This window comes from Bacillus sp. BP-3 (assembly GCF_028401955.1).
Classification (GTDB): domain Bacteria; phylum Bacillota; class Bacilli; order Bacillales; family Bacillaceae_G; genus Bacillus_A.
The window spans coordinates 38,856-55,302 of sequence record NZ_JAQOTJ010000023.1 but is presented as its reverse complement, the minus strand read 5'-3'; the positions used below and the strand labels follow the sequence as shown (position 1 = coordinate 55,302).

The window sequence follows — 16,447 nt, the reverse complement described above, 5'->3', positions numbered from 1 at the left end:
TTTGGGGATAAGAAACTTTGAATTTCTTGAGCAAATAGTTGTAATTCATCAGATACAGAAATAGACATACAAAACGCCATCCTTTCCTATGATTCTACAGAAAGAATAGCGTATTTTTTCATTTTAGGGGGTATTTTGTTTTATTAGCTTGCTAGCGATGGGGTACCGCCAGCATTTCGGAAAACCCCCATGCTAAGAGCATGCAAGAATTTATGAAAAAAATCGGGAGGCATAGGGATCTATGGGGAGGCCAAAAGGCGCGTCAAAATAGGAATGTATAAAAAGATGCATAGAATCATAGAAAAGGAAAAAGGCGAATCCCTTGTAAGAGTAAAGGTCCGCCTTTTTCCTTGCTTCTCATAATGAGACTTTATGTAAACTAGATTTGTATATGGTATACATAAATATAGCTTTGTTTTTTATAGAGGAATTTTTCATTTAACTTTAGATATAAAATTCCATATGTGTTTTATCCTCTTTATAATATTCTAAACGATCTTGTAGGCTTCCAGTATGAAATTCAAATTTATGTCCATCTGGATCTGTGAAGTAGATTGACTTTTTATCTCTTTGATCTCTTTCACGTCCAGGTAAAATAGTAACCTTATTTTTTATTAAGTTACTTTTCAGATTTTGGAACTCCTCATCTGTTACAGTAAATGCAATATGAGTGTATGAATGTTGAATTTCATTTCTTGGAATATCTTCTTCTGTATTCAAAGCAATCCATAATCCGTTTAAATCAAAATAGGCTAACTTTCTCCCTTTAACAAGTAGCTTTGCTTGAAGAACATTTTTATAGAAATTTATTGATTTATCTAGATTTGAAACTGAAAAACAAATGTGGTTAATGCTTAACAATGCTTATTTCCTCCTCTTTATTTGGATATATTATACAAATTATAATATAAGCTATTTATAAGCGAAAATATAGATAAATCAGTTCGGTGATACCTAGAATGTGACGTTATGTTAACCAAACATATATGTTTATTCAATGTGGTTTTTTTCTTATTTAGATCTTATCTTTTTGATTTTCCCTTTACCATTGATACTTACCAATTATTTTTCTTTTCCCAATACCGTTTTAACTACAAGAATGTTATTTAATTTTTCGTTGCCTCATTATACCCAACACAATTGGAATACCCATCCCGATAATTACGATAGGTATAAATAATTTTCCAAAACCATTTCCCCACCCTAAAGCTATTGAAATTGACTCATATTGGATCAAAGCAAAGATAAATAAACAAATATTTTTTATTTGATTAACCGCTTTTCGACTATTCAAATAAAACTTCTCAGCATTCGATTTATTAAATCTTCGTGGGTAATTATGAACTTCGGGAAACTTTTCTAAAGCCTGCATTAAGAGAAGTATGAATACCCCAGTACCTGGTAAAATTAAAAGTTCCCATTTTGTTCCCCAACGATCAACAACCCCAGCTGCGTTATAATGTCCCGGCACTTGCTCAGGTAAGTTTCCCCAAATAATGATCAAAAAAATTATTGATACTAAAAAAGATGAATATCCAATGATATCCCAAATCCATTCACTTTTTGTTTTTTGGATTTTTATTTTTGGTCGTTCCCATAATTTTTCCATTTTTTAACTCCCCCTTCTACGATATCTTTTATTTCTTTATCTCCACGCAGCTCTTTTTGAACTATATTTTATCATTTTTACCTTTTTTTGTCTGTTCAACTTCGCGAAAGTTAAAAACCAGCCGAATTTCTCCATACAATGGAAAAAATACTACCTGACTATTACATGGAGAAAAACTTGCTACCTATAATAGGACGTTATGTTAACCGAGCATGTATAGGATATTCACTGGTTTTACTTATCTAACGGAACCGTTTTGTTAAGAAAAACTTGTTATAATATTCTCAAGTGGAAAGTGCAATTTATGGGAGGATAGACCACAATGCCTGAACCGAATATAAAAATAAAAAGGATATGGGAAGATACTAATTTTTTTGAATTGAATTTTGATTTTACTGGATTTTATGGCACTGCAAACATTAACATATATACCACCAATGAAGAACTCGAAGATTTAAAAGCGGGAATAATCAAGTTTTCCACTTTTAAACTACATGAGTTTCAATGGGTTTCAGGTGAGGATATAGACAATGTAACTCATTTCTTATCTATGAGATTTTTCTTACATGATAAAAGAGGAATTGTAGGTATTGAGATAGTAACTGACAATAAGCAATCAAAGCCTTATTGGATGCGTTCAAATCTATTTATTCTTACAGAACTTAATCAAATTGATGATTTTATAAAAAAAATAGAGCAATTAATTAGTGAGGAAATTACTGAGTTGGAAGGCATAATTCCAGTCTTGTGATGGTAATTTTTCGCAGGTTAATTACATATATCAACTTCCGCTAACGAGAATTATGTCAATTAAAGGTATATTAGGATGTAATTTTTTAAAAACTACACACGGCTATTCTGTAATATTAAAGATACGTAATAGTATATAGTTTTTTTTAACCAACATCCTATCTATAATGTTGGACATTTTATTTATAAAATGAGGAGGAGAAACTAGATTGAGAGAATGTTGTTTTAAAATAAGTTTATCATTAGAAGAAGCTAAAAAACGTTATTGTGACTGGATGAATAAAGAAATCGAATTTCAATTAGATCAATATGGGAATTTTATCGATGAATCAGTGTATTTTTCTGAACATAAAGATGGATGGACATATTTTGTAGACCTTGAAGGCGAAGCATTCTTTGGTCTATCAAATGTATCTTGGATAGAACTTGCAAAAGATAATTCTGTTACATACGCTTACTATGATGAAAATTTTAATGCAGAACTTGTAATTATAGAAGAAGGTTCATTAATAAGAGAATTTTCACTTTATGAAGATGAACCAGATAACAATATAAATTTCGGAGAATTTGAATATGAAAAAGGTTCAACAATAAAAGAATGGAATGATGTAGTAACTTTTCTTGAAAAAGAATTAATCATTTAATTAATAATGTGTTTAAATATATCTTTTTTATTAAAATTTATTATTCAAGTAACAAGAAGGTTAATTGAATAATAAGGCAAAAGGATCTTCTAATTGAAGATTCTTTTTTACTGTCTAAAATGTGACTTATGTAAAAAGCTAGCATAAATCTAGATTTTTCTTTTTTTGTTTATAGGTATTTAAACTCTTTATTTATCGTGTTTTGAATGTATACTTTTGTCGGTGATTTTGGAGAAAATGAGTAAAGTACGATAAAACCAATAAAATCAAAGTAAACTAATATTCAAAAGTTTGCATTCAACAAAATTAAAAGAATCCTAAATAAATAAGATTCTTTTAGTTTTGTTAAATTTTATTTATCTTGGTTCATTAGTTCATTTGATGATGATTTGTTTAGGATTATTCACTGTTATCTTTCTTGGTTATCATAATATGTTTTATCTGCGTATTTTTTATCATTTCCCCTTAGATAGGCTAAGATTACTTTTGGATTTTTAAGTAAAGTCCAGTCTCCATATGTATCAAATCTTCTACATGAAGTTATCATTTCATTTTTAATTGTACCGAATTTTTTATTATTTTGTTTTCCCCATTCTTTTAACCGTTTAGCAAAATCTGCATCTTCTGCCATAAGCATGTTTTCATTAAATCCGTTGATTGCCATAAAGTCTTTTCTGTAGCACCAAAAAATCCCTACAGATATAGCTCCATACTTAAAAAATAAGGGGATTATTATTAATATTGCGGAAATAAATATTCCTAAGGATATTCTTTCAAACTTTCCAGTTACCCCACCGCCAATGTATTTGCCTGAAGCTAAATGTTTATCTACATTAGACAACATAGACTCTGTCATTTGGGTATCAGCGTCGAAGCTATGCATATGATGAGAAAAGGGCAACTTCACCAAAGGGTGAAATCTGCCCGAAATGAAGCTGAATTCATTCATAAATTGTTTGGATTAGCTGTTTAACCTCTCAGTTAACAGAACATTGCCGTTCTATGTTTTTTGTAAAGTATTTTTGCACCAGAACCTATATCCATTTTATTTTTCACTCCATTAAAAATAAAAAACATTTCGAAAAATAACATAAAATTCGTGTTATTTATATGAGTTAGACACGCAACACAAATAATGATTTCACTTTGTATAAAAATTAATTTGTTAGAATATTTCAAGCGCATGTTTTGATTAGTCTCTTTTCAAAACACGCTCGTTTTATTCTAAAATAGCACTGGTCCGCTCTGATAAGAAGTAATAGTATTAATTACCTAAAAATATTACCCTCCCCAAATTTAATTAACTCCATTTAATTTTTCCATAATATAGATGACATAATTCTAAACCCTAAAGGGAAAATTTTATTAATGAAAAACTTTATGCAGTAAATTTTATAAAAAAAAGGTGATCGAATGGAATTGTCTAACAAAAGCAAAACTTATCATACTGGAGATATTGTCTATGTTTTTTATCGCAATCCCCACACTCAGGATGTAGCAAATATACAAGCCGCAGCTGTTGTAAATAGCCCTAATACTCCTAATGAATTAGCATTGTTTCTTTATGAAAATTATTATCCACTTTCACATGAAATGGCTGTTTATTCTACAGAAGAAGAGGCAAACCAAGCTTACAACTACTATTATGGAGATGCTTCAGAAGGGATGATAGAATGAATAATCCATTCATGCCTAAACTTGTATACTTTGAACCCAAAGCACTGGATTATCCATTAGGGAGAGAGCTTCATGAAAAATTTGCAAAGATGGATGTTGAAATTCGGCATACTACTTCTCATAATCAAGTGAGAGATCTCCCAGGAGAAAACGATTTTCAAAAGTATCGGGTAGCAAAATCTACTCTTGTCGTGGGCGTTAGAAAAACACTAAAATTTGATACCTCAAAGCCTTCAGCAGAGTATGCTATTCCGTTTGCAACAGGCTGTATGGGCCATTGTCATTATTGCTATTTACAAACAACAATGGGAAGTAAGCCATATATCCGTACCTATGTAAATGTCGACGAAATTCTAGAAGCTGCTGACAAATATATAGAGGCACGTGCACCTGAACTGACAAGGTTTGAAGCCTCCTGTACATCCGATATTGTGGGAATTGATCATTTGACTCATACCCTCAAACGCGCAATTGAGCATTTTGGAGAATCCGAGTATGGAAAATTGAGGTTTGTTACAAAATTTCATCATGTAGATCATTTACTTGATGCAAAGCATAATGGAAAAACAAGATTTCGGTTTAGTGTAAACGCTGATTATGTTATTAAAAATTTTGAGCCAGGAACTTCTCCACTAGCTAAAAGGATTGAGGCAGCTGGAAAAGTAGCAAGAGCAGGATATCCCCTCGGATTCATTGTTGCTCCGATTTATCTTCATGAAGGTTGGAAAGATGGATACTATCAGATGTTTGAGCGTCTTGATGCTGAATTACCCACTGATGCACGTGATGATATCACATTTGAATTTATTCAACATCGTTTTACAAAGCCTGCTAAGAGAGTGATTGAAAAAAATTATCCAATGACAAAATTGGAATTAGATGAAGAGAAAAGAAGATATAAATGGGGAAAATACGGAATTGGAAAATACATTTATCAAAAAGAAGAAGAAGAAGATATAAAAAATTATCTTTATTCTTATATGGAGAAGTTCTTTCCCAATGCAAATTTAGAATATTTTACATAAAAGAATACCAACTCTGTTACAACAGTATATAGGTGTTAGAAATAAACACCAGTTTATAACGCCACATTAAATGTATCTCAATTTAACTCCGTTGATTACTTACAAGAGGTTAAATCAATTTTTTATATATAAGTGATAATGTTTTTGTATGGATTTTCAGATTAAAGATGAAATTCATTTATTTGTTAAAGAATTTATGTCAGGTATACCTAGTTAGTTATATTAGTACGAAATAACCTTTAATAAAATTATAAACCGAATTTTTAAAGACAGTATATATTTGAATTAGTTTGGAAATAAAAATGAGGATGTAATTATTTTATATAGGATGGTGTAATAGTAATGGATTTACAGACAGGGAAATTATATTGGAACACAACTTTTCCTAATCCACCTTCTTATCCTTGTTTAGAAAAAGACATAATTTGTGATGTTTTAATAATAGGTGCTGGCAGCTCAGGGGCTCAATCAGCATACTATTTATGTGATTCGGATTTAAGTGTAGTTGTAGTTGATAAACGAAAGGTTGGACATGGCAGTAATCTAACCAATACAGCGCTCATACAATATTTGGGTGATAAAATGTTTTTTGAGCTTGTTAATACATTTGGGGAAGAGTATACAGTAAAACATATGAAATTATGTGAAGAAGCAATTAATGATATTGAATTTGCAAATCAAAAATTACCTTTTCATTCTGATTTTATGCGACGTGATAGTTTATATTTTGCAAGCTATGAAGAGGATATTAGGAAATTAGAAAAAGAGCTTTATTACTTACAAAAGCATGGTTTTAAAGCAGATTGGTTATCAGAAAAACAAATTGGACAGAAATATCCATTTAAAAAGCGTGCTGCCCTTTATACATATGAAGATGGTGAAATAAATCCCTATAAATTTACACATAGTTTATTAAAGCAAGCTTCTAATCAAGGAGTACAGATTTATGAAGATACTGAGATTGTTGGGAAAAAATTAGAAAAAGACTTCGCTACTTTTTATACCAAAAGTGGTAATTCCATTATTGCCAAGAAAGTAATCGTAGCTGCAGGTTATGAAGGATTAGAATTAAAAAAAGAAAAGAACGCTACGCTAATTAGCTCGTATGCAATTGTCACTACCCCTGTTGAAGATTTTTCATCCTGGCATAAACGCACTCTCATATGGGAAACCGCTAGACCATATATATACATGCGAACTACAGCAGATAATCGAATTATTATAGGTGGTCTAGATGAAGATACAAACATTGCTGAAGAGAGAGATTCAAAATTAATCCATAATAAAGAAAAGCTATTACATGAATTCAATAAGCTCTTTCCTAATATTACAGTTAAACCTGAATTTTATTTAAGTGCCTTTTATGGTGGTACTCATGATGGTTTACCTATAATCGGAATGTATGAAGAATTTCCTAATTGTTATTTTATCTATGCATATGGTGATAATGGGTTAGTTTATAGTATGGTACTTTCTAAAATTATCCGAGATGTAATTATAAAAGGTTCTAGTCCTAATTTAAATTTATACTTGCAGTCTAGACCGAAATTAAATAAATAGAATGTATACGTACATAAAAAAATTAGAGATTCAAGAATTAATGTACTTAATGATATAGAAATTACATATTTATAGGTATTATAATGAATAAGGAGAACCAACATTTTCAAATACTAAATTAAAAATTAAAAATTTAGAATGTAAATATTTCGGACAGACCCAAAGATTTAGGGCCTGTCCATTTTTATTAAATAAAGGTTGTTGTGAAGTTTATAAGTTCGCCATCCCAATGTTAAGAAATCTTAATGTTTGTGAGATGCATCGCATTTATTTGAATATGTTATTTGAGTGTTTGACTTTTGGATATATAATTAGTATTCTAACTAGAAGGGGTTGTATATGGACAATTTAGGGTATCTTATCTATTGCATAAAGTTAGCGTGATGACGAAAACAGAATTATCAAATCGATTAAAAATATATAAAATAACAGCACAGAAATGGGCTGTCTTAAAGGATATATCTTTTCATCCGAATGGAACGACACTTTCTCTGGTTGCAGAGAGACTGTTGGTGGACAGACCAACAGTGACAGGAAGTATCCAACGGTTATTGCAAAAAGAATTTATTTTCACAACACATAATCCAAACGACAAAAGATCGCACCTGATATTGCTAACAGAGAAAACAAAAAACTTGAGTGTAATTAGCACACGCTCAAGTTTTTTGTTTTTATTTATTGTGTGGGTGTTTTTGCCCATCCCCCCTTTTCGAGGGGATGGGCAAAAAAATCCTGTGTAAGAATAGTAACACATAAACTCCAAAAATATATTCCTCAATCCATGATGATATTCTTATTACTGCTTTAACTCTTGCATACATTCTTGTACAAGAGTAACTGTCTGACTCATAGTAGCTCCACCACCAAATGCAGTTGTCACTCCCACTGCCTCAAAGATCTCCTGTTCTGAAGCTCCTTGATCTAGACATCCTTTAATGTGATAAATGATACAATATTCATTCTGAGAATAAAGGCTAATACCTAAAGCAATTAGCTGTTTTTGCTTTTTGGATAAGGTGCCTTCTTTAAAGCATTCCTCTGTAAAAGAATTAAATTGTTCAGCTAGCTTAGGCATCTTCTCAGTAAATAAACCCAAACCATACTTATAATGATGAAGTGCAGATTCTGTAGAGTTTCTATCTTCAAATTCCATATTTAATCCAGCTCCATTTCTCATATATTTAAACAAAAGTTAGTATTAACCTAATCCGAATTGATTAAACCCCAATGATATTTATATCAGGAGGAGTGAAAGGTGAGAGAGGATTTAAAGGAATGATATAACAAGAAATTAGCTTAGGATATTGTACAAAAGGACGTGATTATATGGAAAAAAAGTATAGTTAATACATTAAATTCCTTTTTAAAAGGTTAGTACATGGGTATTCATGCTTATGAGCATTATATAGAAAATTTAAAAGATCCAGAAATAAAAAAGGAATTTCAAAGAATACAATAAGATCACAAACAACATGCTTTAAAAGTAGCAGAAAGAATACAAAATCTTGGAGGAGTACCAGTTAATAATGAAGGAATCGTTGGCTTTGTTCAAGGGTTGATAAGTCAATTTACAGTACCAGATACAACAGAAGGAATTGTAAATAGCGCGTTAAAGGGCGAAGATTATTATGGGATTAAAATATCAGAAGAAATTGTACAAGGTGATTTGGATCCAGAAAGTCATAAGTTAATACATGATATTTTAGATAAAGATAGGGAACATGTAAATGTATTAAAACAACTTACGCATTAACATTTTTAGTTACGCTGTATCATAATTAAGTAGAGGTATTTAAAATAGTTCCACATATTTTCCACAAAACAGGAAAATACTAATACTTGATTTAATAATTTAATTTCAAAGTATTAAATCATTAAATCATAATTACTAACTGCGATACTAGGAGGACGTTACTATGAATATTCGTGAAGGATTAATTCCAACTACACTAGGTACAGCAGTTACAGCTGCGGGTTATGCTCTTAAGCAAACTCGTGGGTCTAATAAGATGATTGTAAATACAGTATTTGGATTCGGTTTAGCTCACGTTGTTTTAGGTGTAATTGATCTTGTGGAACATCGTCGTTAGAAGATAGGGCAAGCACCTTTTCATGCTTGCCTTTTTAATATCGAAAGTGCTTATTAATTTTTAATTTTGTTTATTTTATTAAAGTAATCCAAAAATTAGCTATATATGTGACGTGCCCCCTATTAGTCATGTATAATATGTTAAACAGCTTATGTTCTTTTGTTTTTTAAAATTTAAAAGCTAAGTTGAATATAAGCATTAGAGGAGGGGGAAATTTGAGATTTTTCACGATATTTGCATCAAGGAACGATACAAATGATATAGAAGGTTTCATTACTCAAGTTTTCCAAAATGGATTCAAGGTTGTACGTAATAAAAATGAATATACTATTCAATCGAAGGGTTGCCTCAATTGCCGCCTTTGACAAGTATTCAGTTGAGAAATCGAGAAGAGATTACGAAGAGAGCAGTAGCTTTGCTGATTGTTATACAATATGCTTGTGATGTTGTCCAAGAAGGAGATTTGAAAATTTCCAAAGAGTTCGTCATGGAGCTGCTGAAAAAGTTCGGTGTGGTTGAATCATTAACGAAGCAGGAAAGAGATTTCCTAAATTCAGAGCAACCTGACCAGAAAGAAGCCATACAGATTGCATGGCAGTATGAAGCTCAATGGGTTTTACTTTGGTCAATAGGTCTCGTGAATACACTAAAATTTCCAAAAGAGGTCTGTGACTGTCATTACGCAATTAAACTCGTTTCTAATTGTGGTTCTTTTAATGAATTTTATCAACAAACAAGATTACGAAGTGCAGAAGAGATTTTGGACGAGGCCGACCTCATTTATCGGCTTCATTGGGCTTGTGTACATGATAGAATTAATGGGAGAGAAGCGACTGCTGGTATGCAGGAAAGTATTGTTGTTGAAAGACGAAGGGGCTTGTTCTGGCTAATCAGTTATAAAAATGAAGATTGGGACTGCATCTCCATGGATACATAATCTATATTCTATATTCTTTGTTCTGTAGAGCTTTTTTATTTCAGATAACGAGAATTATGTAAATGAGCTGTCCATATGGGCGGCTCATTGTATTTTTTGCTTAGCGGGTATTTTTTTCAAAATGCTGGCGATACTCTATATAGGGATAATTTCGTTTTGGGGAACAATTAATTTCTTAAGTTGATGGTGATGGGGCGCGACCTCGATATAAATTTTTTAATCACATTTCGTTATTACAGTAAACATTCCTGTCATACTAGGTGAGTAATCCTTAAAATCATATTTTTCATAAAATTTTTCTTTTCCCTCTGATGCAAATAATCCTACAAACGCTTTATTTGGTGCGTTTTCTTTTAGATACTCTACTAACGCATTTATAATTTTTTTGCCAATACCCATTCCTTGATAATCTGGATGAACTACCACATCTTGAATGTAAAAGTAAATAGCTCCATCCCCAACAATTCTTCCCATTCCTATGGCCTTACTCTCATCCTTAACCGTAACGGCAAAAACAGAATTTTTTAATGATATGTCGGCAACATCAAAGTTCATATAATCTTCCCAACCCACAACTGAACATAAATATTTATATTCTTCTAATGTTGGTGCATAATTTGAGATTGTATATTGTCTTTCCATAAATCCTCCCACTATTTCTCTATAATTTTAAGTTAGCATCTTTGTGTTTCTTTTTTTCAAATGTTCAGATTTAATTATATATCATATTCATGTAAAAGTTAACATAATCCCTCTTAGAAGTAGTGCAGATTCCAATGTTAGTGAAGTATTGTATAAAAAAAGAAGAGCAAGCAGAAAAGTAAATTCTGTTTGCTCTTCTTTTTTATTAAGCTTTTGGGAATATAGGTAACCGAATATATACAGTTGTCCCTTTATTTAATTCACTTGTAATTTGTAATTTTCCATTATGTTCTTCAATGATTTTATAGCACATCATTAAACCTAATCCAGTTCCTTTTTCTTTCAAACTATAGAAGGGTTCACCTAGACGAGAAATACGATCTTGTGGAATTCCACAACCTTCATCGGTAATGCTGATGACTATAGACTGATTTTCTATTTTCATTGTTTGAATGGAAATAGTCCCTCCGTGAGGCATTGCTTCTATTGCATTTTTTAATATGTTTATGAATACTTGCTTGAGCTGATTTCCATCACATTGAATTGCAGGTAAAGAGGACGTGTGATGCATGGTGATATGTGTACCATGCATCATTGCTGTTGGTGAAATAAATGTTACCACTTCCTCGATTAATGTTTGAATTAGATAAGATTGTATGGATATGGCTTGTGGTTTAGACATTGCCATAAATTGATTTGTAATCGATTCCATTTGAGTAATTTCATTTAGCATAACATCAACATACCATTTGTTATTTTCACTCATATCAGGTTCTAGCAATTTTAAAAATCCTTTTAAAGAAGTTAAGGGGTTCCGTATTTCATGGGCAATACCAGCAGTTAGCTGTCCAACAACTGCGAGCTTTTCGGATTTTTTTAATAATTCTTCTGTTTCCTTTAAATTTGTAATATCTTGTCCCATAATGACAATCCCTTTTCGCGATCCATCAGGATGAAAAAGTGGAACTTTTATAATGTTAAGAATGATAGGAGTGGAGTCAGCATGAAGAATAATTTCCTCACGACACATGCTCTCTTTGTTTTGCCATGCATATTGATCGGACTTTTCGCAGTATAAGAAGGAGTTACGATAAGATTCATTATATTGGATGAGCTCACTATCCTTTTTACCGCGATATGGTACATTTTCAAAATGTAAACTAGAAATTGCATAATCATTAGCCTCAAGCCATCTTCCTTTTTCATCTTTCAAAAGAATAAATGCTGGCATCGCATTTATAAGAGTTCGTAAGCGTTTTTCACTTTCTTTTAACGCGAGTTCCATTTTTTTTCGTTCGGTAATATCTCTTAGGCTACTTACAAACGCTACTGCTTCTCCATATGTATTTACAATAGGGGAGATAAAATTAGTGACATGTATTAAACTTCCATTTTTTTGTTGCCTAATTGTTTCTTTCGATGTAAACAGTTTATTATGTGCAAGATTTTGATATAGTTTGTTGTATTGATCTTTTGAGAAATCTGGGATCGTAGGTATTATTTCTCCAAGTATTTCTTGTTCAGTCCAGCCGAAAAGAGTTTCAAAGGCATTGTTTACTTTCATTACACGTAGCTCTAAATCAAGAACAACGATAGCGTCTACTGTGTCTTTAAGAAGTGAATCTAATTGTTGTTTTGTTAATGTGAAATTTTCTTTGCAGTGTGTTGTGTTTTCTATCTCTTTCATTCTATTTTTTGTAAAAGTAGTGCGTCTTTTTGGATATATGCTTTTTTTCCAGACGTAAATCTTTTCCTCCGCATTCATAATTCCCCCGGATATATTCATATATGTATAACGATTTTGAAATAGGTAATATACTGTATATTTTATTTTAAATACATAACGCTGCAAATGTTATATTCTTTAAGAGTATAGACGTGATATGGATAAATAGTCAATTTCTTATTAAATATTTCTGAATTACAAGTTTTATTTCGGGTTGACAATATGTAAGATAAGTTCTTTCGTTTCTCTTATACACCTTTATAATAGTTGTGGAAGTTATTGTTAAAATAATCTCGGACATAATCAATGATAGTAACGGGGAGTAGATTGTTATGACGTTTTATGTTCAGCATATTGAAGGTTTTTAAGGAAATTTAACACAAAAAGGAGTTTCCGTTATAGTCGATACAGCACGTCCTAATGTTACGAGATTTTATATAGTAGGATCCATTTGGGAATCGAATTGAATTTATGGAACGTAAAAATAAATAAAAAACGAGGTGGATGCAGTGCCACCTCGTTTTTTATCCTCTTCTAAATAATCCTAATACTTCCACAGTTTCTGTAATATTCACGAATGCTTGTGGATCAATTTCAGAAATCATAGCTTTCATTCCTGCTAGTTCTTCCCTAGAAATAACAGTCATTAGCACACGTTTCTTCTCATTAGAGTATGCGCCTTCTCCATCAAGTAGTGTAATACCTCGAACAAGACTTGAAAGGAGCTTTTCTTTCATTTGTTCTGCTTGACTTGTTACAATCATTAGAGTTACTTTTCGGTGCTTTGTGTGGATGGCATCAATTACTTTCCCAGTAATGAAAATTGATAATAAGCTATTTAAGGCTGTATCCCAATCAAAGAAAAATCCAGAAATAACGATTACAATAGCATTAAGTACGATTAAGAGTCCGCCAAGTTGAATATCTTTTTTACGTGAAAGTAACATTCCAATAACATCAAAACCACCTGTTGAACCATAGCAGTTGAAAACAAGTCCAATACCCGCTCCGGCAATTACACCACCAAATAAAGAAGAAAGTAGTGCATCTGTTGCCACTGCATGTACAGGAATCACGTATAATGCTGCCGAAAGGGTAATAACGGATATAATTGTATATCCAATAAATCGTTTTCCAAGTCCAATATACCCTAAAATAAGAATAGGTAGGTTTAGTAAAAAGTTCACTAATCCGGTATTAAAGGGAGTTAAGATTCCAACGATAATTGCGATTCCACTAATCCCACTACTTAAAATTTTGTGGGGGATAAGGAAAAGATTAAAAGAAAGTGCTACAACTAAAGATCCTAAAATCACTCCGAGTAATCGATACATATCTTTCCCGTCCTTTATTAAAGATGCTATATACAAATTGACAATAATTCAAAATTATATATGAGATTGTAAGATTTGCGGAAAAACAGTTTATTTTGGTAAGTTAGATTAGTTCGAAAAATGGAAGCGATTTATACTAAGGGGGAAAGGGATATGAAGGTCCAGTTTTTTCAACAAACAAGTCCATTAAAACAAGAATGTGAAGATGCACTAATTTATAATGAAGTTTTAAGATTATATGGTGTGTGTGATGGGGCGACGCCGTTAATTAATTTTCAAGATGAGAATGGACATAACGGAGCATATTTAGCTTCCCATTTGTTTCAGCAACATTTTGAATTGATTTCAGGAGTGGATTCATTACAAACTGATGTTGCTACAGCTAATCAATTACTGCAAGAAAAAATGAAATTATATCAGATTGATACGACAAAAAAGGATGAACTTTGGTGTACTTGCATTGCTGTTATTCATATTACAGATAAAACAATAGAATATGCGCAGCTTGGAGATTGTATGATTGTTGCTAAATTTGTTGACGGATCCGTAAAAGTACTTACAAAAGACACAGTGAAAGGCATTAGTAAACGGGCCAAGCAACAACGCGAGGAAGACCGTAAAAAGGGACTTTCTGTTCCAAATGAAGCAATATTTAATGATAAAAAAAGGCAATTACGCTACAATCGTTACATGGCAAATACTTTAAACGGATATTCTGTTGCAAACGGGATGAATGAAGCAATATCTTTTATTCAGCAAGGGAAACTGTTACGACAAGAAATTACCAATCTATTTATTTGTTCAGATGGCTTGTTTCATCTCGATTGGCCGCTAGAAACAAGTGCACAATTTGTGTGGGAACATGGTATTAAGAAATACATAAAAATAATAGAAGAATTAGAAGCGAAACAGCTTATTCATCCAGATGATAAAACAGCAATTAGTATTCATTTGTAAAGGGTGAGGTTATGCAAATTCAGATGGCTCATTTATCTTTTCGTGATCCGCTGCAACCATTGCAAGCTGTTACACATCTTATCATTCATCACACGGCGGAATTTGGCTGGGATGTATATAAGACACATGAATTTCATCAAAATAGTCGAGGATGGAGCGGAATAGGATATAATTATTTTATTGAAGAAAATGGCATCATTTACGAAGGAAGAGGGCTGCATATAGGAGCTCATGCGAAAGGTTATAATACAGAAAGTATAGGGATTTGTATATCTGGAAATTTTGACGTCTATAATCCAACACCAGTACAAATGATTTCTTTGCAGTGGCTATGTAAACAGTTTATGTATCAATTTTCTTTAGATAGTAAGCAAGTACTCGGTCATCGTGAATTAGATGGGGTAACAAAAACGTGTCCCGGAACGCGGTTTTCAATGGAAACACTACGGAATGTTTTATCAACTAATGAAAAAGGAGCTCTATAATATGATGTTTATGAAATTACAAAATGAAAAAAAAGAAACACTTGTAGAACATATTCAAGAATTTTTTGAAGAAGAAGAGTTAGGAGAGATTGGCCGTTTTCAAGCGGAGCGATTAATTGAAGAAATGATAAAAGAACTAGGGCCGCACATATATAATCAAGCAATAGGGGATGCTAGAAAACTTGTTGCAGATAAACTTACTAATATAGAAGAAGACTTATATGTGTTAGAAAAGCCAACTAAATAGAAGCAATGTATAAAAAAACACCCCTCGTTCCATTTGATTCACGAGGAGTGTTTTTATTTAGGTTTTGTTTATTGACTATGTTGCCTTTGTTTGGAATTAAATAAGTTATCAATTAGGGGTCACCTTACATGCCCATCAATTTAAGAAATTTTAATACCTTCAAATACAAGAAAACGTAATCCTTTCTAAACAAGCTAGATTAGAAAGGATTACATTTTTTTCGGTTTATAACTACAATTTTATTGATTTTTCTTGGTGTTCCGCATCCCATTCACTTAAATAGGCTGCATATTCTAATTCTTCGGAATTTCTACCAAAGAAATTTGCAGATTTAATTCCTAATTCATTTAAATAATTTCTCGCCTTAATAATATCTTTCACATCTACTCTAAAAGCGAAATGTTGACGCTGAACCTCCGGTGAAGGATAATTTTCTCTAATGCCAAACATAGCTTCTTCATGTTTTCCGATCCAGTAAAATTTAGACTTTTCATTAGAGTCTTTATACAAAGGAATAATATTAAATAATTTTTTATAGAATTCAGCGGATATTTTATAATTACTTACATTAATATGTGTTTCAAAAATCTCTTTAATCATCAAAACTTTTTATAAGTATTTGATTATTACCAATATCATTTTATATCTTTTAAGTTCAATATATCTAATCACTATTTTATTAAAAGAAACAGCTAGATGAATCAATCTAAAAGATGAAATTCAAGTGGAAATCCTACCACTTTTGTCGTAGAATCCCCACGTAT

17 protein-coding genes and 4 pseudogenes are annotated in these 16,447 nt (G+C 31.8%); 13 read left to right on the top strand and 8 right to left on the bottom strand.

The genetic code is table 11. From position 1 onward, the window contains the following. Positions 1 to 444: 444 nt before the first annotated feature. The gene (gene fosB / locus PLX19_RS23280; protein WP_272191248.1) at positions 445 to 861 is read right to left on the bottom strand and encodes a FosB/FosD family fosfomycin resistance bacillithiol transferase; all 417 of its coding nucleotides are present in this window, start codon (positions 859 to 861) and stop codon (positions 445 to 447) included. Positions 862 to 1,102: 241 nt separating this feature from the next. Beyond that, positions 1,103 to 1,609: a DUF1648 domain-containing protein gene (locus PLX19_RS23275; protein WP_272191247.1), complete on the bottom strand. Its 507-nt coding sequence runs from the start codon at positions 1,607 to 1,609 to the stop codon at positions 1,103 to 1,105. 322 nt (positions 1,610 to 1,931) lie between these two features. On the opposite strand from PLX19_RS23275, the gene PLX19_RS23270 reads away from it, so the two are divergent. Beyond that, a complete protein-coding gene (locus tag PLX19_RS23270) occupies positions 1,932 to 2,360 on the top strand; it encodes a hypothetical protein (RefSeq protein WP_272191245.1) in 429 nt (142 codons plus the stop codon). A 208-nt stretch (positions 2,361 to 2,568) separates the two neighbouring features. Beyond that, positions 2,569 to 3,003 (top strand): hypothetical protein, encoded by a 435-nt coding sequence (locus PLX19_RS23265; protein ID WP_272191243.1) that lies wholly within the window; start codon positions 2,569 to 2,571, stop codon positions 3,001 to 3,003. Between the two features lie 409 nt (positions 3,004 to 3,412). Here the strand turns inward: PLX19_RS23265 and PLX19_RS23260 are convergent. Further along, positions 3,413 to 3,880: pseudogene (locus PLX19_RS23260) on the bottom strand (galactosyltransferase-related protein); the annotation flags it as partial. Between PLX19_RS23260 and PLX19_RS23255 the strand changes: the two are divergent. From PLX19_RS23255 to PLX19_RS23235, 5 genes and pseudogenes are all read left to right on the top strand, one after another. Then, a pseudogene (locus PLX19_RS23255) lies at positions 3,872 to 3,976 on the top strand (IS6 family transposase); the annotation flags it as partial. The pseudogenes PLX19_RS23260 and PLX19_RS23255 sit on opposite strands and share 9 nt — an antisense overlap. Positions 3,977 to 4,416: 440 nt before the next feature. Beyond that, positions 4,417 to 4,680 carry a transcriptional regulator SplA domain-containing protein gene (locus tag PLX19_RS23250; RefSeq protein ID WP_272191241.1) on the top strand — a complete coding sequence of 88 codons (264 nt, stop codon included), beginning with the start codon at positions 4,417 to 4,419 and terminating at the stop codon, positions 4,678 to 4,680. After that, a complete protein-coding gene (splB, locus tag PLX19_RS23245) occupies positions 4,677 to 5,705 on the top strand; it encodes a spore photoproduct lyase (protein WP_272191240.1) in 1,029 nt (342 codons plus the stop codon). The genes PLX19_RS23250 and splB overlap by 4 nt, the downstream gene beginning before the upstream one ends. Positions 5,706 to 6,047: 342 nt before the next feature. Beyond that, a complete protein-coding gene (locus tag PLX19_RS23240; protein ID WP_272191239.1) occupies positions 6,048 to 7,265 on the top strand; it encodes an NAD(P)/FAD-dependent oxidoreductase in 1,218 nt (405 codons plus the stop codon). A 383-nt stretch (positions 7,266 to 7,648) separates the two neighbouring features. Then, on the top strand, positions 7,649 to 8,005 hold the full coding sequence (locus PLX19_RS23235) for a MarR family transcriptional regulator (RefSeq protein WP_272191238.1): 357 nt from the start codon (positions 7,649 to 7,651) through the stop codon (positions 8,003 to 8,005). A 56-nt stretch (positions 8,006 to 8,061) separates the two neighbouring features. Here PLX19_RS23235 and PLX19_RS23230 read toward each other — a convergent pair whose 3' ends face one another. Beyond that, positions 8,062 to 8,418, bottom strand: coding sequence for a carboxymuconolactone decarboxylase family protein (locus tag PLX19_RS23230; RefSeq protein ID WP_272191258.1), 357 nt, complete (start codon positions 8,416 to 8,418; stop codon positions 8,062 to 8,064). Positions 8,419 to 8,643: 225 nt separating this feature from the next. Here PLX19_RS23230 and PLX19_RS23225 point away from each other — a divergent pair. From PLX19_RS23225 to PLX19_RS23215, 3 genes and pseudogenes are all read left to right on the top strand, one after another. After that, positions 8,644 to 9,018 (top strand): annotated as a pseudogene (locus tag PLX19_RS23225) (ferritin-like domain-containing protein). 163 nt (positions 9,019 to 9,181) lie between these two features. Continuing rightward, positions 9,182 to 9,355 (top strand): asparagine synthase, encoded by a 174-nt coding sequence (locus tag PLX19_RS23220; RefSeq protein ID WP_272191237.1) that lies wholly within the window; start codon positions 9,182 to 9,184, stop codon positions 9,353 to 9,355. A gap of 334 nt (positions 9,356 to 9,689) precedes the next feature. Continuing rightward, positions 9,690 to 10,292, top strand: a pseudogene (locus PLX19_RS23215) (DUF4272 domain-containing protein); the annotation flags it as partial. 216 nt (positions 10,293 to 10,508) lie between these two features. Here PLX19_RS23215 and PLX19_RS23210 read toward each other — a convergent pair. The 3 genes from PLX19_RS23210 to PLX19_RS23200 all read right to left on the bottom strand — a co-directional run bounded on the left by PLX19_RS23210 (position 10,509) and on the right by PLX19_RS23200 (position 13,994). Continuing rightward, complete coding sequence (locus PLX19_RS23210; RefSeq protein ID WP_272191235.1) at positions 10,509 to 10,934, bottom strand: GNAT family N-acetyltransferase; 426 nt, start codon at positions 10,932 to 10,934, stop codon at positions 10,509 to 10,511. Between the two features lie 205 nt (positions 10,935 to 11,139). Next, a complete protein-coding gene (locus tag PLX19_RS23205; RefSeq protein ID WP_272191234.1) occupies positions 11,140 to 12,621 on the bottom strand; it encodes a PAS domain-containing sensor histidine kinase in 1,482 nt (493 codons plus the stop codon). Positions 12,622 to 13,184: 563 nt separating this feature from the next. Then, the gene (locus tag PLX19_RS23200) at positions 13,185 to 13,994 is read right to left on the bottom strand and encodes a YitT family protein (protein ID WP_272191233.1); all 810 of its coding nucleotides are present in this window, start codon (positions 13,992 to 13,994) and stop codon (positions 13,185 to 13,187) included. Positions 13,995 to 14,147: 153 nt separating this feature from the next. On the opposite strand from PLX19_RS23200, the gene PLX19_RS23195 reads away from it, so the two are divergent. From PLX19_RS23195 to PLX19_RS23185, 3 genes are read left to right on the top strand one after another with little or no spacing between them, the layout of a single operon-like run. Further along, entirely contained in the window at positions 14,148 to 14,951 is an 804-nt protein-coding gene (locus tag PLX19_RS23195; protein WP_272191232.1) for a protein phosphatase 2C domain-containing protein, read from the top strand. An 11-nt stretch (positions 14,952 to 14,962) separates the two neighbouring features. Next, a complete protein-coding gene (locus PLX19_RS23190) occupies positions 14,963 to 15,436 on the top strand; it encodes a peptidoglycan recognition protein family protein (protein WP_272191231.1) in 474 nt (157 codons plus the stop codon). Between the two features lies 1 nt (position 15,437). Next, positions 15,438 to 15,683, top strand: a complete 246-nt coding sequence (locus PLX19_RS23185) for a DUF2164 domain-containing protein (RefSeq protein WP_272191230.1) — start codon at positions 15,438 to 15,440, stop codon at positions 15,681 to 15,683. Between the two features lie 231 nt (positions 15,684 to 15,914). On the opposite strand, the gene PLX19_RS23180 is transcribed toward PLX19_RS23185, so the two are convergent. Then, a complete protein-coding gene (locus tag PLX19_RS23180; RefSeq protein ID WP_272191229.1) occupies positions 15,915 to 16,283 on the bottom strand; it encodes a VOC family protein in 369 nt (122 codons plus the stop codon). Positions 16,284 to 16,447 lie beyond the last annotated feature (164 nt).